Below are 19,664 nucleotides of genomic sequence, written 5' to 3'. Positions count from 1 at the left end.
AGCAGACTTCCAGTAGAAAAGGAGCGTGGCCGCCATAGCTTTCCTACAAGACATCATTATACAATACGGATACATCGCCATTTTCTTCTGTTTGGCTCTTGGTATTATCGGCTTGCCCGTCCCTGATGAAATCCTAATGACGATTGTCGGCTACCTCTCCTCGATGGGGCTGCTCCTTCTCCCGCTATCCCTTGCGGTCAGCTTCTTCGGGGCTATGACCGGCATGCTGTGCAGCTACACTCTCGGGCGCAAATTCGGCAAGCCGCTGCTCTGGAAATACGGCAAATGGATCAAGCTTACGTCAAAAAGGCTGGAAAAAACAGAGACTTGGTTCGAGCGCTATGGCCCCTGGGCCATATGCATCGGCTACTACATTCCAGGTCTCCGCCATCTTACCTGTTACTTGGCAGGAGTGAGCGCTATGAGCCCCCGGAAATATATACTCTATTCGGGCATGGGGGCTATGGTCTGGTGTGCTATTTTTATCTCAATCGGTTACTTCCTGGGAGCATCCGTCGATTTTTCCAATTATCATGCTTCATTGCTGCGTTTGTTCTTCTAGAGACGCTTTGAGCCGTCCTTGCGTTAAGTCATAGGATGGACAAGACTTACCTTATATAGCAAATTGCAAATCGTCTGCACTCCCGCGCGAAAAGGAACTATGATCCCCTATTTGCCCCAGAACCTTCTTTTTCCAGCTGAAAGGGAAGTAGGATCCCTTATTTCACCTCTGAATGATGATATTCCTGCAAATTAGACCAATTAGCGTACCTCAGTTCCCTTTGACAAGCCAAATGGTCGTTTCGTGGCTAAATAAGGGAACACAGTTCCCTCTGGAGTTCAACATTCGAATTTAGTCAATTCCAAGCAGTCCAATTGAATATTTCACCTTGCAGGACTTGATCTCAAGCACAAGGATATTCCTCCTTTCGACCCTTGTATTTCCTTTATTTGTTATATATAGTGTAAAAGGTGAGTTGGAACTAATACAGATACGAGGAGAGATACGGATGAAAAAAACGATAGTTTCTATCGTCGGGTTGTCATTGCTTTTGGGCGCAGCAGGCGGCGTTTATGCAGGAGCTAATTTACAAGAAATTAAGGCTTATCTGAACAACGATATAAAGGTAAAAGTAAACGGGGCGACAGTTCAGCTATTGGATGCACAAGGGAATGTAGTAACTCCGATTACATATGATGGAAGCACTTACTTACCAGCACGTGCTATAGCGAATTCTTTAAACGTAGCCGTAGACTATGATGCCGCTTCAAACAGCGTATTATTTGGTGAAAAGGTTGATGGCACTCCCGTTAATGCTGGACAAACTTTCTATCAAGCTATTAAAGATCCTAATTTGACGAAATATAAAAGCAAAGATTATACGGAAGTCATTAAAGATACTAAAAGCTCAGGATCCAACTTCACCTTAGAGCCAAAAGGCAAGTACCAAAAACTTTATTTGCAAGTTGCTGCTATCGGTTCTGATGTTCAACTGAAAATTCAAGACAAGAACAGCGTTTTGCTTAAACAAGATACCGTGAGTATCGCTGACGGATTAAAAACAATTGAAGTCAATATAGCGGGATTAAGTGATGTCACCGTTTTCTATTCTTATGAAAATGACGATAAATCAGGCATTTTCGTACCTTTAACAACTTCTTACTATAAATAAAGCTTGCTAATGAACGCTTACCTCCCCAAATACCGAAAAAGTCCTTGAAATCAATGATTTCAAGGACTTTTTTATACTAGACAATATTCAAACCCTGCAGATTAGGGATAGACTTTTAATCAAAAAACACGCTCGGATATTCTACAACCCCTGAAACATGATCAAGAGAGTTCTCTCGCAATTCTTATGCCATAAATACCTCATCTGCTACTTCCTGGTAAAACGTCCTTGAACAGCCCCATTTCATCGTCTTTATTGCGTGTTCATTCCAACGCCGCGGCTGCTCATCCATCCATAGTTCCTTTATCGTTTAAGCTTTTGTCAACGTAAGGCATAGCTTGGAAAGCTTGGCTTGCTTATAGGCGCCAGTTAATCCAAGCAGTGAAACTTCGGCTGTCTCAACTTCACGATATGGAACTTCCAGCTGCAAATCTGTTTGAAAAGGGAACGCGGTAAGCCGGACAATCGCTTCTCCGTCCCAACTAGGGATCACCGGATTCCCCCCGAGAAAATCAAAGGTTTCCGTCAATCCATCACGAAACCAAGTCTCCTTCGACTTCACAGTGCCCGGAGGATGGATACACATATATATACTCAAATCATCGCAGAAACGGAGCAAGGCTAGGTGAAACGCAAGTCTTTCCTTGGCATCTTGGCTCTGGAGATGAAGTCGTTCCTCGAGCCTTTCCTGACGTTTCTTTTCCAATTTAAGAAAATCAATAGCGTGAGGGTCTTCAGGTATCATTTGCAAGAGCTTGCAGAATTGAAGGCTGCAAAGAAGAGCAGCATAAAGATTTACGTCCTCTACTTCATTTACGCCCAAGTGGTAAAAATGCTTTTTGATAGCAAGCGGATAGTTCCAGAAGCCATAGGGCAACCGTTGACCAACTTCCCACATCGGGCTGTCATCCAGATCAATCCAACCTCGATCATGCTCTTTCACTGCATACATCACATCATCCCAGTACTCCGCTCCAATAAAATAATCCTTTTTCCAGGCAGCCGCTATCTTCCCCGCCAATTGAGCATGCTGATGTTGCTCATAGAATCGCAAAGTGCCCTTATGCTCATAAACGATCATCACTCCACCCCCAGCTTTTATAACGTAATATTATTTTTCAACTTAGAGGATGTCAATGGAAATAATGAATATAGTTAACCTTGTCAAACAAAAAACAAACAAGCAATGGTAGCCTTATACGGGGCTCTGGCGTCCGTACAGCTAATCCTGATATGTATGGCAAGCCAAACAGAGTATCCAAAACATCAGAGTAGCACATCGGAACTCCGTCAAACAGGGGGATGATGTGACAGGAGCTCCTGTTACAGAGCTAAAGTATAAGCATTACATGTAATGCCGTACTTGAAGAGGCTAATATGGCGACATATTGGCGAATCTGGGGTGGTACCACGAGTTCAACAATCTCGTCCCTAAGACTGAAACAAGTCTTGGGGGTGGGATTTTTTTTTGTTGTGCTAAAGAAATGCAACATATCGGCAGATGAGGGTACACCAAATCAGCTGGATCAGCATCCCTGGTTTCAAGTAACGACGATTGCGGCTAGTGCCGGTTCAGCAGGTAAAACGTATGAAGAATGTTCCACCTGCTAAATTACACGACTTTACCGTAGTCGCTCGCGTACCTCAGTTCCCTTTCATGTTACTTTTACCTCAGTTCCCGCCATTTAGCGAATCGTAGTTCCTTTTCATATTAGGCTTTCTAATGTGAGGGTATCCAACCTAAAATTTGCAAAACCGTTAAGACGACTTCAATGACGATCAGAATGACGACAATCCATTCGACGAACAGTCCTCGAATCGAATGACTGATCGTAGAAAAACCTTCCAGGATGTGATACAGGATATCTGTTTTACTTTTCAAAATTTTATATCGATCGTTCAATTCAAAAAAATTCATCATCCCATCGTAAACTTGGCTTGCTGAATTATGCGTCCAAGTAAGCTCTGGTTTATCCAAGATCATGATATAGGCAAGCGTATTATACTCGTGACGGACGATCTTGGCCGTTGTCCTTGCCAGTTCCCTGTTGCCAACGCGCAGCTTTCCTTTTTCAAGCCTGTCTATCATAATTTCAAGATTATCTTGAATCTGTCCCAACTGCTCCTCTATTTTCTCAAGTGCTACTGATTTAGCGAGAACCGTTGCAATCACTTCTGGCAAAAAATATTCATATTCGGTCACAACCACATAGTTGTCCGTCAATTCCAAGCTGCCGTTTTCATCGATGTGGAGACTGTAATCATCTTTGAACCTATCTTCCGGTGCTAGGTCTATTTCGGGTTCAAAGGATTGGATGAATTTCAAAAAGGTTGTTAGCTCATCTTTGTGCGCGTAGTTAACAAAGACAACACTACCGAAAGAAAATACAAGTACTTGCTGGAATTCATCTACATTTTTCTGATAGATCTTTTCCAGAATTCTGTTCTTCAGGATTAATGGCTGTTCCCATGTATACTTCTTAGGAATTCCACAGTAAATGGCGATTTTGTTCAAATCGATTTCATTTGTGACGGCCATTGCCTTAAATGCAATATCTTTCATATGATTATTGTTCCTTTAAGTTTTAAAATAATTTTGATCGCATTGTGGATAACAGGAGCTTGGCCCTTTATAGATGGCATCTTTTGTAATATGTCCATAATTTTGCTTACTCACTCAAACACAAAAAAGGTATATCCTGCGGATTCTGTTACGATTCCGAGGATATACCTGAGCTATTTTCATCGGTTCACTTCCACTCTCTTACTACAGGTTACCATTCCAGAACAAGACATCATCTATCGGTAAACGCACGGTTGGGTGCCCTGCTTGTGCTGCCTTGCCTATCGCGATAAGCATCACAGGAACATAACGCTCGGATATGCCAAACTCTGCTTTGAATTTAACTGCGTCGTATCCAGCCATGGGAACAGTATCATAACCACGAGCTTTGGCAACAAGCATAAGCTGCATTGAAACTAATCCGCAGTCAATCAGCACACTATTTTTAAGATCATTCGAGTCTATTTGGGACAATACACCATTTATATTAGCTACTATCGTGTTTTTTATTTCCTCCGTCATGTAGCCTGCCTCTACGGCAGCAGCATATATTTTCTCCGAATAACTATAGCTCTCCAAATCTCCTAAAACCGCAATTACCGCTGATGCATCAACAACTTGCCTCTGATTATTGGCAATCGGAAGCAGCTTCTCTTGGACAGCTTGATCATTGAATACAATAAATTTCCATGGTTGCAAGTTAGCGCCTGACGGTGCAAGGGTCGCTTCTGTCACTATATCTTTCAGTTCCTGCTCTGAAATGCGAACAGTAGGGTCATAATGGCGTACCGAGCGTCTTTCCTTAATTACCTCAAAAAAGTCCTGCCCATGTTTCGTGTTCGTCTCCATCTTTCTGCGCCTCCGATTCTTTTCTATAAAACCAAATTTAAACTGAGTAAAAATACACACAGTTTACACTAAAAAAAACTGAAAGTTAACTGTGTTATATTATGCACAGTATAGTTTGTTTTAAGATTCGTGTCAATTACTTTTAATGATGGCTTCGTTCGCCAAATCTGCAATCGTACGCTTCCTGAGCACATCCAAAATGCCTTGTTGCAATTCTTCTGCCATATCGGCAAAAACATCATTCATTTGAAGCCCTAATGGGTGGTCTCCTGTAGAATCTAACAACCCAGAGCACAGTGACTCCCCTACCTGAAGCGCCGTATACACATCTGCAAATGTTATGGACTCGGGCGGCTTTTTAATCCAATAGCCTCCGTCACGTCCCTCTCTTACTTCCAATATTTGTTCATGAGCAAGCTTAGCCATAATACGGCGCATAAGCGATGCTTCAGAACATAAGTGATTAGCAATATTACTGCTTGCGAAACGATTCGGATTCATGGACATGACAGCCAGAGCCTGCAAGGCTAATCCAAAAGCTTTGTTATTTGAAGGGGGACTTTGCTTGGACTTTTTCAATGTTAATCTGCTCCCTTCGATCTGCAATACTGACTTGATACTAATAAACTCCTCACATCGTACCAAAGAATAGGCTTTAATTCAAGGAATGTGCGTCTTGCACCAGCTCCCGTATTTCATCATCATCTGCTGAATATCTGCGTCTAGCTATATGAACAAGGCTGCCATCGTCCATTTGGACATGTGGCAGCCTGTTTGGCTGGTTCCATAGCTAAGACTGCATCTCTTTATCAACCCAGTACTTCCGTTATCTCCAATTCTAAAACTCTTAAATCTAACAATTTCCCCTCGATCTCTACAACAGGACGTGTAGGATAATTCACATTCGTTAGTACAATAGTTCCAAGTCGGCCATCCAATAACCGAACCTCTTTGCCAACTTGCATCGACATAAGCATATTCAGAAATGTTAAGCCAATTTTCGAGTCGAATTTACCTTGGAATACATCATTCTGCAAGGTTTGGATAACTTCATGGAATGGCAATGCCTTTCGATGTGGACGCTCCGAAATCATTGCGACATACACATCGGCGACAGCTATGATTTGACTTATTGGATCAATCTCATTTCCAATTAAACCGCTAGGATATCCGCTTCCGTCGATCCTTTCATGATGTTGAAGTGCAGCCAGTGCGACACGGGGATTAACGTCAGAATTCATTAAAATTTCGTAACCGAAAATCGTATGTTGCTTGACTATATCCTTCTCGTGTGCTTGGTAACGCCCATTGCTATCCAGCATCGTAGAGGGAAGTTTGACGGAACCGATATCAAAGAGGCTAGCAGCTAGTGAGAGGAGTTCTAATTCTGCCTCAGGAAGATGAAGCCATTTCCCCAACTTAATGGCAACGATGGCAACGGCAAGACTATGCTTATATCTGAAATCCTCATGGGAGCGCAATTGTTCAAGCAAGCTAAACAGGTTTCGCTTTTTCGTAGCTGCAATAATGGATGGAAGCACCTTATTCTGTGCAGTTTTATCGGGAAGCTTTCCATTGTGGTAAACAAAATCCTGAATCTCCTGAAATCCGGACTCCGCTTGCTTGATTTGTTCATAGGAAGGATCATGAATAGCTTCTTTTACATGAATAGCTTGCATATTGATGTTTAATTTCTTCAATTGGATTATATGTGATTCAGTGAGAATAACATTGGAAGAAATCATCAAAACCCCGTGCGGGTTCCAGATGCTATGTACTAGTCTCTTCCCAATCAGTCGCGTATAGTCTTCATTCTGCATCTCGGTTCCAGGATCCCCTTTCGGCTAATAGATTTGTATAATCACAACATATTCCATTCCTTTGCCTGATAAGATCCCTTAACAAATCGTCCGTAAGCGCTTGCTAACACTTCCTTGCCATCATAAACGAGTTGTCCTCTTACATAAGTTCTTTCAATTCTTCCTTTGACAATCATATCGTGATATAAGCTCCATCCCGCGGATGAATACTCTTCGGACTCATCTATCCTCCACTGCGCTTCCGGATCAAAGATGACGATATCCGCATCATATCCCACAGTCAGTCTCCCTTTTGATTTCCCCAAGCCAAATCTATCAGCTGGACTCTGACTAATTACTCGAACAAAGTCATGCAAATTTATAACGCCCGTAGCTACACCACTGCTATAAAGGATAGGCAATAATGACTCAATACCAGGTACGCCCGAGGCATTCTGAAAAATATCTCGCGAGCTCTTGCGATCCAGTTTCCATGACGCGTGATCCGAAGTGACCATTGAAATACGCCCTGAAGCCAGGTACGTCCACAATCCCTCGGCGTCTATTGCCTGCCGGAGTGGAGGATTTATTTTCCCTTTAGCCCCTAATCGAAGCATGTCGTCTTCATGAAAAATCAGATAATGCGTACACGTTTCTGCTGTTACGTCTGCTCCCAACTTCGCATAATATTGAACAGAATCGAAGATTTCGGGGAAGGTGCATTGAAACAAATGCAATTTGACGCCTGTCAGCAGTGCTAGTTCCATCACCGTATTCGCAGCAATGGATTCTGCAATCTTAGGCCTGCTCCAACAGTGAGCTCGAGGATCTCCCCCCAGCGGCGCCATACTAACAGTTGCAGCTCTAATAATTTCATCAACTTCGCAGTGGACACCAACAGGCAATTCGGTTTCAGCAATTATGCTAAATGCGTCCAACAATCTGCCATCATCTATACGAGGAATGCTAGTGGAGTCATTATTAAACATGGAAACATAAAAGCCGCAGGCACCAGCCTCTGCCATTGCATAGATTTCGTCCAGTGATCCTTCCTTCTGTATCGTAGCCAATAAAGCAAAATCTACAACTGATTCTTGTTCCATCCATTCTTTCTTCTCTGAAAGCAACTGTGCTGTACATATTATCCCACTTGCATTGTAGGGCATTTCAATGATGGTAGTTACACCTCCTGCAGCTGCAGCGCGTGTGAGGTTGCCTACCCCCTCTTCCATCGATGAGTAACAATGAACATGTGCATCAATAGCCCCAGGTAAGACTAACTTCCCAGACGCGTCAAGATATTCTCCAGCTTCTAAGATGTCATTGTGATCCCCAATGTATACGACAACACCATTCTCGATTCCAATAATGCTATTGTTCAATACACAGTCTGGAAGCACAATATTCCCTCTAATTGCAAGATCGACTTTCATTGTTCTGCCCCCTATGGAGTAATGTAATCACAGTTTTCTCGCAAAAAACGAGATACCCGTTTGCAGTCATTCGATTCTTATCACCGCCATAATTATCATAATATGATAATGCATTATCATTATACATGCAGACTTTAACATCTATTAATCTAAAATGTCAAGTTACGTCACATCAATTTCATGATGTCTTATTCTAATTGATTATTAGTAACCATTAGATTATTATCAATATATGATAATTCGATTTTTTCAACGATTTCACCCCAAATTGTGCCTACTTTAATGAGATGAGGATGAGTACAGTTCATGAACGGGACTCAAACATTGGACAGAGCTTTAGAAATTTTATTCGCCTTGGCAGAAACACATGAAATGTTAACGGTTAGTCAAATCGCAGATAAAGTTGGAATCCCTGATAGTACAGCCTACCGTTTCCTTCAAACCTTGGAACAACACGGCCTTATCGAACGAAAAGGCAAAGGACAAATTACTTTGGGTCTGCGAATTCTCGATCTTGCCCGCAATGTGCACCACCAAATTAACAAACAATTGATTGAACTCGCGATCCCTTTCATGGAGGACCTCACCAAAGAGACAGGTGAAACCTCAATCCTCGCCCTAAGATCGGGAGGGAGCGTAATTTGTATTCATTACGTTGAAAGCAGCAAACCTATTCGATTAAAAGCCGAAATTGGAAAAGCGTTCCCCTTGCAATTAGGCGCGTCTGGGAAAGTTTTGCTTGCATTCGAGTCTAGTAAAGTAGTCGATCAATTCCTAAGTGGAATCAAGGATTCTGACACGATTGGACTCATCCAGGGTCTAGCCAAAATAAGAAAAGACGGCTATTCCATCTCCTCCGGCGAAATCTACCCCGATGTTATTGCCATCGCTGCGCCCGTATTCGACTACCGCAATCAGGTTATTGCTTCTCTAACCATTGCAGGGCCAGTCTCTCGCGAGAGTATAGATGAAACACTCATTCAAAAGATCGTTCATACAACAACTTCGCTTTCAGTAAAACTTGGTATGAAGAATGAATACTGAGGTAGAATAGACCAAAAAGCCATGATCCAACATCGTTGGATATGGCTTTTTTGGTTATTTGAAGCTAACTTCTACTCATTTCACTGTAATTGTGACATAGTACATATACATACCGCAGTGCAATTTATAGGTTCCCGGCTTTAAATCTTGCAAGGTTGTGAAGTTATCCCCTTTTTCCAGATAGAGATCAAGTCCTATGTCGCGGGAAGCCACACTTCTTATGCAGGTAAAGCCACTTGGCTTTTTGAAATTCAGCTTTGTTGGAACGCCTGCCTTAACTTCAATATTGGCTGGATAAAAGCCATCATCCTTCACTTGAAATGTCGCAATTTGATAGCCGTCGCTTTCCGTCATGACGGGTCCATTGGCCGATGACTCTGTGTTCTGGAAATAAAATAAAGCGAAGATGAAGAGGCATGTAAAAAGGATGCCGGCCATAGTCCCGATTGCCCTGAACTTTGTCATATTCCTCATAGGAACCACCTTTCCGTTTCATTATAGTGGCTCATTGCTGCTACTTTTACGCCCTCCTAACCAGAACAACAATCCAATAGCGCCAATAACAACGAGAAAAGGTGCGACGAAGATAAGAAAAATTTCCAGCATAGATGAACCCCCCTCTTTCCGTCATGGAATCATTATTGTGATCTCATTTGTTGCGCTTGCCCTGCACATAGTTGGCATCGAACAAGAAAAGTCGCATTAGAAGATACAAGGATGGAATAAGCAGCAGCAAGCCCAATACGAACACAGAGATTAACGCAATCGCCATTGGTTCGCTGGTGAAATTATCATAGATTGTTAAATAAGGATACAGAATGTATGGTAAATGCCCTGCCCCATAGCCGAAGAAGGCGAATCCAAACTGCAGCAAGACGAAGATGAATGACAGCCCTAGCCGTTTGCGCGCCCATACCAGATAAATGGCCACGACGAAGCAGACAAAGGATAGAACGAACATCCAGGCATAATCCTCCATCCGCTGGAAATGTCCTGCATTATGCCCGCGGATCGCGAAGAATACCAGCAGACTGCTCAGAATGGTCGGGCCGCTCCAGGCGATCGCATACTTACGCACAAGCTCGAACGCTCCTCGATCATTTGCCCGATTGGCATAGTAACACAAGAACATAGCTGAGATGTAGAGCACGCTCACAATCGCAAGAAGAACTACGGTCCACGAATATGCGCTCGTGAACAGCTTGGTGAACAGGAAGGTTATCTGATTGTTATCGTCTACGGCAATGTAGCCGCCTTCGGAAATGGTCAAGACGGTTGATAGCGAAGCCGGAATAAGTAGTCCGCTTGCCCCATATAAGAACAAGTAAAACCGACTGTCTTTCTTGCTTCCATAGTTGCTAAAGGCATAGTATGATCCCCTAATGGCGAGCAAAATGATAGCCACACTGCCTGGAAGCAATAATGCTGTGCCGTAGTAGTACGCCGTATCTGGGAAAAAACCAACAAAGCCGACGAAGAAAAAAACAAGAAACACATTGGTGACTTCCCATACCGGAGAAAGATAACGCTCGATCACCTTGTTGATCAGATGCCGTTTGCCGGTTATCGTGCTGTAGTAGCTAAAGAAGCCGGCACCGAAGTCAATGGAAGCTACGATTAAATAGCCGAATAGGAATATCCATAACACGGTAATTCCAATTACTTCATAGCTCATTGCTGGCCGCCCCCTTCTATCCCTCTCGCGGCGATTTCATCCTCAGCCCGATTATTGCGGAACATGCGTAACAGTACCCGAACGGCCGTTAATCCAAGGACAATATAGAGAAGTGCGAAGACGATAAGCATCGTATCCACGTGATCGGAGACCGTTGCTCCTTCAGAAGTTCTCATGATGCCATGAAGAATCCATGGTTGGCGTCCAACTTCAGCGAAGATCCAGCCGTGCTCGATCGTCAGCATCGCAAGGGGAGCGGTTAAAATGATGCCGCGCAGCAGCCATTTATTCGAATAGACAAGTGACCTTTTGCGCCATAATAACAATAAGAACACCAATGCGACCAGTACCATCATGGCAACGAAACTCATTTTCAAATCGAATAAATAATGAATCCAAAGTGGAGGCGTTTCGTCAGCCGGAATATCATTAAGTCCTGTGACTTCGGCATTAGGCCGCCCATGAGCAAGAACACTGAGTGCGTACGGGATTTTAATGCCGTATTTGATCTCGTTATCCTCAGTCAAGATACCTCCGAAGACCAGTGGCGCTTGTTTGGTCGTTTCGAAATGCCATTCCATCGCGGCCAGCTTCTCCGGTTGATAGTTCGCCAAGTATTTACCCGATAAGTCACCTATTATCGCGCTTGAAAGAAGGAATACGCAAGCTGATATCATGGTGAGCTTGAGGGCTTTTTTGTAGTACACATGATTGCGGCCCTTGAGCAAGGACCAAGCTGAAATAGCGGCTAGAATGAAGGCACAGGTCAAGTAAGCAGTAATGAGCACATGTGAAACCTTGGTCGGCATCGCAGGACTCAGCATGGCGCCGAAAGGAGAAATATCAGTAATTTTGCCGTCTACTACAGTTACACCTGCTGGTGCATTCATGAAGGCATTGACAACCGTAATAAAGAAAGCGGATGCGGATGATCCAATGACGACTGGAGTGAGCATCCAGAAGTGTGTCATTTTATTCTTGAAGCGATCCCAAGTGTAGAGGTAAATACCGAGGAAAATCGCTTCAAAGAAGAAGGCGAAAGTCTCCAGGAAGAGCGGGATAGCGATCGATTGACCAGCTACTTTCATAAAGCTGGGCCATAGCAGGCTGAGCTGCAGCCCAATTGCAGTTCCCGTTACGACACCGACAGCCACGGTAATGACAAAGCCGCGCGCCCACCTCCTTGCCATAAGCAGATAATGCTCATCCTTGCGTCTAATGCCAATCCATTCCGCAAGAGCAATCATAAGTGGAACGCCTACCCCGATGGTAGCGAATATAATGTGGAATGCAAGAGTTAGCCCTGTTAGCATTCGGCTATACATGACTGGATCGTAGCTAGCTAATAACATGATGATTCCCCCTCCTAAAGCTTGGCTAACTAACAATTGTTATTTAAAGAGATACTTGGATAAAGACAGCAGCATAATGCCTGCTACGGTGATGCACAGAATAATTAGGCGCTTTTCTTGCTTAACAATTCGTTTATTTTCTTCATTAGGATTCATAGCCACCCATCCCTCCATGGCATATTAGCTAGTGTTAAATAACGATATACTGGCATTATAAACGAAACGCAAGTTAATATGTGATTTTTTTCACAATGAATGTGGCGAGGTTTTGAATATCTTGTTGCAGATATATGAACTTCCGTTTCTCCACTCCTTTTTCTTCTACAATCGGATTATCTGTCTTAAAGTATACCTTGAAGATGAGTAATTTATATGACTCCTTAGAGCTATAATTGCAACAGTTATTTGACTAAAAGGCCACGAAGCCAAGTTATTTCTGTGAAAAACAAAAATCCGCCCCTTTCGGCGGATGCGATGCTACGTCTTATTTTTTAAAAGGCAATTCAATTTCAACTGTAGTCCCCTGATTAATTTGGCTTTGAATAGACAATTTGCCACCATGTCCTTCGATGATCCGTTTGCAAACCATTAAACCTAAACCGTTGCCATTAACCTTTGTAGTGAAGAATGGTTGCCCTAACAGCGATAATCTTTCTTCCGTGATGCCTACACCTTGATCTTCGACGCTGATAACCAAGCTATGATTTAACTTTCGGGATGATATGCGTATGAACCCTCCGTTAGTCATAGACTCAATTGCATTCTTTAGTACATTAAGCAAAACTTGTTTGATTTGGTCCGGGTTGCAATAAATGGCAGGAATATCTTGCTGCATGTTCAATTGGATTTGAACGTTATATAGATGAGTATGGGGTTGCAGAAAACCAACTACACTTTGCACAAGCTCTTGCGTCGTACTCTCCATGTAAAAATGAAGATGCGGTTTGGCCAATGTCATAAATTCGTTGACTACATAATTAATATGTTCTAATTCTTCCATCATAACATCAACATAGTCTGCATTCTTAGCCTTTAGTAAATGAACAAACCCTTTCAAAGAAGTTAAGGGATTACGAATATCGTGCGCGATACCAGCCGCTAATTGACCAATTAGTGATAGTTTTTCCGATCTAATGATTGCTTCTTCCGACTTTTTGCGCTCTGTCAGATCACGAATCACGGTTTGTACAACAGGAAACCCCAAGTTTTTGTGGACATAAATAGAGGATATTTCGGCATCAAAAAAAGTTCCGTCTAATTTCTGAAGTTTCCTCTCCATAAAATCCGTGTAGTTATCCGACTGCATAACCTGCTCAAGCTGCGCTGAAATGAGGTCCTTGTCATTTGAACAGAAAAAATCATAGATCGATCTTCCCTTGAAGTCATCTGTTGTAGCGCCGCCAAAAAGTTTGCAGCAAGCATCATTCACAAAGTTCACGTAACCGTCTTTATGCAGAACTATTGGTTCAGGACTAAGCTTAATTAATCTTCTGAACTGTTTTTCTCTCTCCAGCAGCTCTTCTTCCGCTCTTTTCTTTTCACTAATGTCCCTTTCCACACCAACAAACCCGATCACGACTCCCTCATTATTCTTCACTGGTGAAACCGTCACATTGGCGTAAAAGGTAGAACCATCTTTTCTAAGTTTAAGCGCTTCGAAATCCTTGACTTGCCCACCGTTTATTAAAGTCTGATATAAACGAAGAGCATCTTCTTTATAAATTTCAGGCGTCATTGGCAGTACTTTTCCGATAACTTCTTCCCTTGTCCAGCCATGCAACTCTTCAAATTTCTTGTTAACCTCCAACACAGTGCCATGTGTATCCACGATCACGATCCCGTCAGAGGTTAAATTCATTAAGGAATCAATTAGATGTTCTTTCAGACGCATGAGTAAACATCCCCTAATTCAACAGTGTTTCTAGGATAATTCGTCTCCGATAGGAAAATTCCTTTTTTACCCGGTCATATTCTCCCAATCCATTATCCTATCACATAACTTGTTGACTAATTGCCGCTCATGACTAATGATCAATATGCCCGCATCATTTCGTTTCGCCCATTTCAGCACAGAGTGCCAAATTTGGGCCTGCGTGATCGCATCCAACATAGTCGTCATTTCATCCGCAATCAGATAGCGGGTCCCTGCTCCTAGAGCGCGCGCTACACACATTCGTTGTAACTCGCCTCCAGACAGCTCGTTCGGATAACGATCCAACCAATGGTCTTCGATGGCTAGTTCTGTCATCCAATTATCGTCGGGCACTCCTGACTCCTGAAGAGTGCGCCTCAGCTTCCAACTGGGGTTCACCGCTAGCTCGGGATGTTGCAATACCAATTGTACTGGATTCCGTTGACCTACGGCGATAGGCCCTCCATCTTGAATAACTTGTCCTTGATTGGGATGAAGATGACCGGCAAGCAATTTCCCAAGCGTGGATTTCCCACAACCGCTAGGTCCAACCAGGCCTACAATCTCCCCCGCCTCAATAAAAATGTCGGTATGTTGAAAAATCCATGATGCTTTGTGATAACGATATCCGAGAGACTTCCCCTCAAGTGGCATGCAAGCACCTCACTTCACCGTTCCTCACATAACGAGTTTCTGGAAAAGCCTCATTACATTCGGAAGTAGCCAATGGGCATCGTGGAGCAAACAAGCACCCTTTAGGCAACTTATCCGGCAACGGTTGAGAGCCGGGTAAAGCAGCAAATTGTTGCCCAGGCAGCGCTTGCCAAAGAGCCTTGGTGTAAGGGTGCCTCAGTAGTGCTCCTGCTCCAGTGAAGTCGCTGCGGAGAGCGATTTCTACTACAGTTCCTGCATAAAGAACGGCGATTCGATCCGCTACCGTTAAGGCCGCCTCGATATCATGCGTAATCAGCATAACGGCGCACCCCTCCTCCGCCAACTGTCGAAAGCGACTCAGAGTCTCCGTCATTGCTGAGCCGTCAAGGCCAGGCGTCGGTTCATCAGCGATTAGCAAGCGAGCTCCGCTTACCGTTGCCGTCGAAATGAGAATTTTCCGTGCCATTCCGCCGGATAATTGAAATGGAAACCATTTAGCAACTATGCCGGCAAGGTTATATTTGTAAAAAGCTTTCCGTTGGAGCTCCGCAGGATCGCCCTGGCGAACGGATTGCCGTACTTGCTCGCCAACGCGCATTAACGGATCCAAATACTGTACAGATTGCGGGATGAGCGAGATTTCTTTTCCACGCAACTGTCTTTGCCTGTCCGGCGTCAATGCTTCTCCCTTGAAATAAATGTGGCCTGTGACCTCAGCATTCCCAGGTAGAATGCCGAGTATTGCGTGAGCGAGCAGACTTTTGCCTGAACCGCTGGATCCTACCACCGCCAAAATTTCACCTGAAGTTATGGACAGTTGAAGGTTACGAATGATTTCAGTCTGCACCTGTCGCAGACCGCGATCAAACCGTTTGAAACGAATAGAAAGCTTACTTACTTCCAGCATAAGCGGCCCCTTTCTTCCAGATTTCTAACTTTATCTATCATGAGCATGCCGTGGATCCACCCATTGTTTCAAGTTTTCTCCCAATCTAGCAAAGGCCATTACCATGAATAACAAACTTAACCCAGGAAACAAGGCCAACCACCAAAACCCGGAAGATAAATAGCGCATCGATTCCGATAAAATAATTCCAATTGCTGGTTCATGAGGTGATAGCCCCATACCGATAAAGGTAATCGATGCTTCATGCAGAATAGCATGCGGGACGATAAGTATGAGTCCGACCAATAGCTGCGGAATCAGGTGAGGAATGATGTGCCTGGTCACGATCCACCAGTTGGATTTGCCAAAATTGCGTGAAATGGCTAGATAGGGCGCTGTTTGAATCTGCATGACTTCCGCGCGAATGACCCTCGACAAACTTGGCCAATGTGTCAATGCGACACCGATAATAATGCCTTTCGCCCCTCCACCAAGTACAAATGAAATCAAGAGCAGCGTCACTAAATGCGGCACACTAAGAAATAAATCAGTCACCCAGCTTATGAAGCGATTGACCATAGTACCCATAACAGCAGCCGCAATCCCCATCATACTGGCGATTATCACACTTGAAACTCCCGCGATCAGACCGACTTGAAGACTGCGTCCGAGACCTTTGATCGTCCGAGTGAGCATATCCCTCCCAAGCCAATCTGTCCCAAAAAGATGTCGGATGGCAGGGCCTAAATTACGCTGTTCCAAGTTCGTAGCTAGACCGGATGCATCGAACCACACGGACATCGCGATAATACTTAGTAATACGAACAATGCGGTCAATGATGAAATCCAAATTCTCAGTCGATAATGAAGTTTGGGAAGCGTCATACCGACGCGCATAAGATGCTTCATGATCGCCTGCCTTTCTTCATCCTAGGGTCGATTAGACGATAACTTAGCTCAGCCATCGCATTTCCTGTATACACGAATACTGCACTAAACAACACAATTCCCAATAACAAAGGAATGTCGCCACGAAGTCCAGCTTCAACTGCCGCCTGTCCCAAACCTGGATACGAAAATACTTGCTCAGCCAGAACGACTCCGCCGAACAGCTCGCTGAATGAAGCAAATTGCAGTGTGATAGCTGGCAATGCCACATTGCGCAGCCCGTGTCTCCAAAAGATTGTAAACCCTCGTTCACCACGTGCTCTTGCAAACAACCAATAGTCCTTATTCATCACTTCAATAAGCTTTTCTTTCGTATGAAGCGCGATTGCTGCGATCCCTGTAACACTAAGCGTCAGTACTGGCAGCAGCATATGCCGGAGTCGATCCATCCATTGAACCTGATCTGAGGCAATACCTGCTGGGGTGGCAAGCCCTACTGGCAGGATACCGAGCCATACAGCAAAAACAAGCATGAACAGCAAGCCTATCCAGAAAGTCGGCGTTGAAGAGAGGGTGTAACAATACCAACGGACTAAATTATCGATCCATGTGTTCCGATTCATCGCAGCGAACACGCCAGAAACGAATCCAAGCAGTCCGGATAACACCCAGGCAGCCCCCATTAGTACTAAAGATGCGGTAAAACGTTCACCGATCACTTCCAATACAGGGCGGCGGTAGACCATAGAAGTTCCTAAATCTCCACTCACCAATGCGCTCAACCAACTCCAATACCGCAAGAGTGGCGGGTCATTTAAACCCCAATAATGCATAATTGCCTCTCGCTGTTCCCCACTAACCCTGATCATATCCGCACCAACATAAGCTTGAATGGGATCAATTGGCGATAAATGAACCAACATAAATGAAATAGCGCTCACGGCAAACAGCAGTAGGATCAGACCTATTCCTTTGCGTACTAAGATTTCCATCGCCATTCCTCAATGTTCGCGGTTACCGGCCAGCCATGTCCATGTGGATGTATGTTTTGCTTACCGATATCAAGTCCTGATTTAACTAAATAAAGATGATCGAGATTAACCAACCATGCCCATGGCGCATCCCCTTTTGCGCTTAAGCCGGTTTCACCGTCCCATTGGGCCTTTCTCCAGAATGCCCAAGCATCCTTTTCATTCGTTGCCCGCAAGGCTTGCATCATGTAATCCTCAACTCTGGGATTGTTGTAAAATCCAGGATTGTAGTATTCAACTCCGCCAAATTTATTGCTGTAAACATTGTACATTTCGAGCGGATCATGGCTTCCCCAGCCCAAAAGAACAGGATTAGCATGCATTTGCTTCTCAATGTCGTCCCAGCTCTTCCCTTCCGCTTTAACCTGGATGCCTAACGGTTTCAGCATATCCGCTGCTGCGATAGCAAGGGATTGACGCGTCACATCACTGGCGGGATAAAGCAGATTTAATTCTGCTTTTAATGTCTGTTTTTCAACTATTCCATCATTATCTATGTCTTGCCATCCGTTATCGGCCAGCAGTTTCTTCGCTGCATGCATATCTGCATCCACGAAAATCGCTTCTTCGTTGAACCAAGGAAGACCATCATTCAATGTGTATGCGGGTGTGCCGTGTCCTTCTAGAATACCTTTTACCAAAGCTTTCCTGTCCAGCGCTATATTAATCGCCTTACGAATGGCAGCATCCGCTGTAACATCGTTGCCGATCGGATATCCTTCCTTCGTTTTACTTCCAGATTTCACATAAGGAAACATGATGCCTCGATTGTCAACCGACTGGACGCCAACAAATTGCATCCCGTTCACCGCGTGTTTGCTAAATGCTGCAGGAATTGCAGCCATATCAACTGTCCCAGCCTTAGCAGAAGCAAATGCCGCATCCTCACCTAAGAAAAGGAAAGTGATCTTTTGGAAAAAAGGCTTACTTCCGTAATAATCATGATTAGCTTCGACCATTAATTGCTGTCCTTTATCCCATTGAACCAACTTGTACGGACCAGAGCCAATCGGTTTAAGAGCATAGTCTTTCCCATGCGCATGCTTGGGAACTATGCCTGTTGACACAAGCATCTGTGCAAACGTAGATTGCGGTTCTTTTAAAATAAACTTTACCGTTATATCATTTACGATTTGCACACTTTTTAGATTGCCTAGATCAATCGACGAGCCGCTGGCAGCTGCGGTTTCATAGGTATACTGAACATCATCTGCCGTTAACGGATGTCCATCGCTGAACTTAACTTCCTTGCGCAGCTTTACTGTCCAGATCGTTCCATCCTGACTTACCTCATACTCAGTAGCCAGATCATTGACAATATTCAAATCTTTGTCTCGTTTGAGCAGCGTGCTTTGAAATAACGGTGAACCATAACGCCCCCAACCCGTTGTCGGATCAAAACCTGCCTCGGGTTCGCCACCGATAGCTAGAACAATTTCTGTTCTCTCAGTCTCAGCCACTCGCTGAGGCTTCTCTGCTTTACAAGCAGATACACAAATTAGTATGGATAACAAAATCAAAATAATGGATAAACGATGCCTCAAATTCATCACACCCCATAATGTTCACGTGTGCAGTAACACGATTTTATAAAATAGTAACACATTATGGCGATCTAGTCATTATTAATTTCAAAATATTGGGTTTTCAATGACAGAGAGCGTCGGTGAAAAGGAACTATGATCCGCTAACTGGCGGAAACTGAGATAAACGTAGCCTGAAAGGGAACTGCGATCCGCTATTTAAGCGGAACCTGCTGATTCCAACCGTGAAAAGGTGAAATAGCGTATCTCAGTTCCCTCTGGCTTAGAAAATGGCGGTTTTCAGAATGATAGCGGACTGTAGTTCCCTCAAACTCGCTATCCTGACACATTTTGCTAGTATCGCGGCTTGACGTTCTCTTAT

The 19,664-nt window shown here is 44.0% G+C and carries 20 protein-coding genes; 4 read left to right on the top strand and 16 right to left on the bottom strand.

Translation table 11 applies throughout. The features are described 5' to 3' along the window. Nucleotides 1-34: 34 nt before the first annotated feature. The gene (locus LOZ80_RS10720; RefSeq protein ID WP_079417921.1) at nt 35-562 is read left to right on the top strand and encodes a DedA family protein; all 528 of its coding nucleotides are present in this window, start codon (nt 35-37) and stop codon (nt 560-562) included. Between the two features lie 448 nt (nt 563-1,010). Beyond that, nucleotides 1,011-1,673 (top strand): stalk domain-containing protein, encoded by a 663-nt coding sequence (locus LOZ80_RS10715; protein WP_079417748.1) that lies wholly within the window; start codon nt 1,011-1,013, stop codon nt 1,671-1,673. A gap of 310 nt (nt 1,674-1,983) precedes the next feature. Here the strand turns inward: LOZ80_RS10715 and LOZ80_RS10710 are convergent, their stop codons facing one another. Further along, nucleotides 1,984-2,754: a DUF3891 family protein gene (locus LOZ80_RS10710; protein WP_238171417.1), complete on the bottom strand. Its 771-nt coding sequence runs from the start codon at nt 2,752-2,754 to the stop codon at nt 1,984-1,986. A gap of 296 nt (nt 2,755-3,050) precedes the next feature. Between LOZ80_RS10710 and LOZ80_RS10705 the strand changes: the two genes are divergently transcribed. Then, nucleotides 3,051-3,284 carry a hypothetical protein gene (locus LOZ80_RS10705; RefSeq protein WP_238171416.1) on the top strand — a complete coding sequence of 78 codons (234 nt, stop codon included), beginning with the start codon at nt 3,051-3,053 and terminating at the stop codon, nt 3,282-3,284. Nucleotides 3,285-3,393: 109 nt separating this feature from the next. On the opposite strand, the gene LOZ80_RS10700 is transcribed toward LOZ80_RS10705, so the two are convergent. The 5 genes from LOZ80_RS10700 to LOZ80_RS10680 all read right to left on the bottom strand — a co-directional run bounded on the left by LOZ80_RS10700 (nt 3,394) and on the right by LOZ80_RS10680 (nt 8,317). After that, the gene (locus LOZ80_RS10700) at nt 3,394-4,236 is read right to left on the bottom strand and encodes an RMD1 family protein (RefSeq protein WP_238171415.1); all 843 of its coding nucleotides are present in this window, start codon (nt 4,234-4,236) and stop codon (nt 3,394-3,396) included. 204 nt (nt 4,237-4,440) lie between these two features. Next, nucleotides 4,441-5,085 carry a nitroreductase family protein gene (locus tag LOZ80_RS10695; RefSeq protein WP_238171414.1) on the bottom strand — a complete coding sequence of 215 codons (645 nt, stop codon included), beginning with the start codon at nt 5,083-5,085 and terminating at the stop codon, nt 4,441-4,443. Between the two features lie 132 nt (nt 5,086-5,217). After that, nucleotides 5,218-5,664 carry an RrF2 family transcriptional regulator gene (locus LOZ80_RS10690; protein WP_238171413.1) on the bottom strand — a complete coding sequence of 149 codons (447 nt, stop codon included), beginning with the start codon at nt 5,662-5,664 and terminating at the stop codon, nt 5,218-5,220. Between the two features lie 230 nt (nt 5,665-5,894). Next, nucleotides 5,895-6,905, bottom strand: a complete 1,011-nt coding sequence (locus tag LOZ80_RS10685; protein ID WP_238171412.1) for an HD-GYP domain-containing protein — start codon at nt 6,903-6,905, stop codon at nt 5,895-5,897. A gap of 41 nt (nt 6,906-6,946) precedes the next feature. After that, nucleotides 6,947-8,317 carry a dihydroorotase gene (locus LOZ80_RS10680; RefSeq protein ID WP_238171411.1) on the bottom strand — a complete coding sequence of 457 codons (1,371 nt, stop codon included), beginning with the start codon at nt 8,315-8,317 and terminating at the stop codon, nt 6,947-6,949. Between the two features lie 306 nt (nt 8,318-8,623). Between LOZ80_RS10680 and LOZ80_RS10675 the strand changes: the two genes are divergently transcribed. Continuing rightward, entirely contained in the window at nt 8,624-9,361 is a 738-nt protein-coding gene (locus LOZ80_RS10675; RefSeq protein WP_238171410.1) for an IclR family transcriptional regulator, read from the top strand. Nucleotides 9,362-9,436: 75 nt separating this feature from the next. On the opposite strand, the gene LOZ80_RS10670 is transcribed toward LOZ80_RS10675, so the two are convergent. The 10 genes from LOZ80_RS10670 to LOZ80_RS10630 form a co-directional block, all read right to left on the bottom strand. Next, nucleotides 9,437-9,835, bottom strand: coding sequence for a cupredoxin domain-containing protein (locus LOZ80_RS10670; RefSeq protein ID WP_238171409.1), 399 nt, complete (start codon nt 9,833-9,835; stop codon nt 9,437-9,439). Nucleotides 9,836-9,856: 21 nt separating this feature from the next. Next, a complete protein-coding gene (cydS, locus tag LOZ80_RS39450) occupies nt 9,857-9,964 on the bottom strand; it encodes a cytochrome bd oxidase small subunit CydS family protein (protein ID WP_443147059.1) in 108 nt (35 codons plus the stop codon). Nucleotides 9,965-10,010: 46 nt separating this feature from the next. Continuing rightward, nucleotides 10,011-11,036, bottom strand: a complete 1,026-nt coding sequence (locus LOZ80_RS10665; RefSeq protein WP_238171408.1) for a cytochrome d ubiquinol oxidase subunit II — start codon at nt 11,034-11,036, stop codon at nt 10,011-10,013. Further along, nucleotides 11,033-12,388, bottom strand: coding sequence for a cytochrome ubiquinol oxidase subunit I (locus LOZ80_RS10660; protein WP_238171407.1), 1,356 nt, complete (start codon nt 12,386-12,388; stop codon nt 11,033-11,035). Before LOZ80_RS10660 ends, LOZ80_RS10665 begins: the two co-directional genes overlap by 4 nt. 484 nt (nt 12,389-12,872) lie before the next feature. After that, entirely contained in the window at nt 12,873-14,279 is a 1,407-nt protein-coding gene (locus LOZ80_RS10655) for a PAS domain-containing sensor histidine kinase (RefSeq protein WP_238171406.1), read from the bottom strand. A gap of 66 nt (nt 14,280-14,345) precedes the next feature. Next, nucleotides 14,346-14,954: an ABC transporter ATP-binding protein gene (locus LOZ80_RS10650; protein WP_238171405.1), complete on the bottom strand. Its 609-nt coding sequence runs from the start codon at nt 14,952-14,954 to the stop codon at nt 14,346-14,348. Beyond that, nucleotides 14,944-15,861 carry an ABC transporter ATP-binding protein gene (locus tag LOZ80_RS10645; RefSeq protein ID WP_238171404.1) on the bottom strand — a complete coding sequence of 306 codons (918 nt, stop codon included), beginning with the start codon at nt 15,859-15,861 and terminating at the stop codon, nt 14,944-14,946. The genes LOZ80_RS10650 and LOZ80_RS10645 overlap by 11 nt, the downstream gene beginning before the upstream one ends. 30 nt (nt 15,862-15,891) lie before the next feature. Next, entirely contained in the window at nt 15,892-16,749 is an 858-nt protein-coding gene (locus LOZ80_RS10640) for an ABC transporter permease (RefSeq protein ID WP_238171403.1), read from the bottom strand. Beyond that, nucleotides 16,746-17,720, bottom strand: a complete 975-nt coding sequence (locus LOZ80_RS10635) for an ABC transporter permease (RefSeq protein ID WP_238171402.1) — start codon at nt 17,718-17,720, stop codon at nt 16,746-16,748. The genes LOZ80_RS10640 and LOZ80_RS10635 overlap by 4 nt, the downstream gene beginning before the upstream one ends. Beyond that, the gene (locus LOZ80_RS10630) at nt 17,708-19,309 is read right to left on the bottom strand and encodes an ABC transporter substrate-binding protein (protein WP_238171401.1); all 1,602 of its coding nucleotides are present in this window, start codon (nt 19,307-19,309) and stop codon (nt 17,708-17,710) included. Before LOZ80_RS10630 ends, LOZ80_RS10635 begins: the two co-directional genes overlap by 13 nt. Nucleotides 19,310-19,664: the final 355 nt, after the last annotated feature.

The organism is Paenibacillus sp. HWE-109 (assembly GCF_022163125.1).
Classification (GTDB): domain Bacteria; phylum Bacillota; class Bacilli; order Paenibacillales; family NBRC-103111; genus Paenibacillus_E.
The sequence above is the reverse complement of the archived record's forward strand: the minus strand, read 5'-3'. Positions and strand labels throughout refer to the sequence as shown.

Bases quoted from the DNA above. Each gene is read 5' to 3' on its own strand.
- LOZ80_RS10695 (WP_238171414.1), bottom strand. From the start codon at position 5,085: ATGGAGACGAACACGAAACATGGGCAGGACTTTTTTGAGGTAATTAAG.
- LOZ80_RS10660 (WP_238171407.1), bottom strand. From the start codon at position 12,388: ATGTTATTAGCTAGCTACGATCCAGTCATGTATAGCCGAATGCTAACA.
- LOZ80_RS10675 (WP_238171410.1), top strand. From the start codon at position 8,624: ATGAACGGGACTCAAACATTGGACAGAGCTTTAGAAATTTTATTCGCC.
- LOZ80_RS10710 (WP_238171417.1), bottom strand. From the start codon at position 2,754: ATGATCGTTTATGAGCATAAGGGCACTTTGCGATTCTATGAGCAACAT.
- LOZ80_RS10635 (WP_238171402.1), bottom strand. From the start codon at position 17,720: ATGGAAATCTTAGTACGCAAAGGAATAGGTCTGATCCTACTGCTGTTT.
- LOZ80_RS10700 (WP_238171415.1), bottom strand. From the start codon at position 4,236: ATGAAAGATATTGCATTTAAGGCAATGGCCGTCACAAATGAAATCGAT.
- LOZ80_RS10645 (WP_238171404.1), bottom strand. From the start codon at position 15,861: ATGCTGGAAGTAAGTAAGCTTTCTATTCGTTTCAAACGGTTTGATCGC.
- LOZ80_RS10670 (WP_238171409.1), bottom strand. From the start codon at position 9,835: ATGAGGAATATGACAAAGTTCAGGGCAATCGGGACTATGGCCGGCATC.
- LOZ80_RS10715 (WP_079417748.1), top strand. From the start codon at position 1,011: ATGAAAAAAACGATAGTTTCTATCGTCGGGTTGTCATTGCTTTTGGGC.
- LOZ80_RS10680 (WP_238171411.1), bottom strand. From the start codon at position 8,317: ATGAAAGTCGATCTTGCAATTAGAGGGAATATTGTGCTTCCAGACTGT.
- LOZ80_RS10655 (WP_238171406.1), bottom strand. From the start codon at position 14,279: ATGCGTCTGAAAGAACATCTAATTGATTCCTTAATGAATTTAACCTCT.
- LOZ80_RS10665 (WP_238171408.1), bottom strand. From the start codon at position 11,036: ATGAGCTATGAAGTAATTGGAATTACCGTGTTATGGATATTCCTATTC.
- LOZ80_RS10650 (WP_238171405.1), bottom strand. From the start codon at position 14,954: ATGCCACTTGAGGGGAAGTCTCTCGGATATCGTTATCACAAAGCATCA.
- LOZ80_RS10685 (WP_238171412.1), bottom strand. From the start codon at position 6,905: ATGCAGAATGAAGACTATACGCGACTGATTGGGAAGAGACTAGTACAT.
- LOZ80_RS10630 (WP_238171401.1), bottom strand. From the start codon at position 19,309: ATGAATTTGAGGCATCGTTTATCCATTATTTTGATTTTGTTATCCATA.
- LOZ80_RS10705 (WP_238171416.1), top strand. From the start codon at position 3,051: ATGGCGACATATTGGCGAATCTGGGGTGGTACCACGAGTTCAACAATC.
- LOZ80_RS10640 (WP_238171403.1), bottom strand. From the start codon at position 16,749: ATGAAGCATCTTATGCGCGTCGGTATGACGCTTCCCAAACTTCATTAT.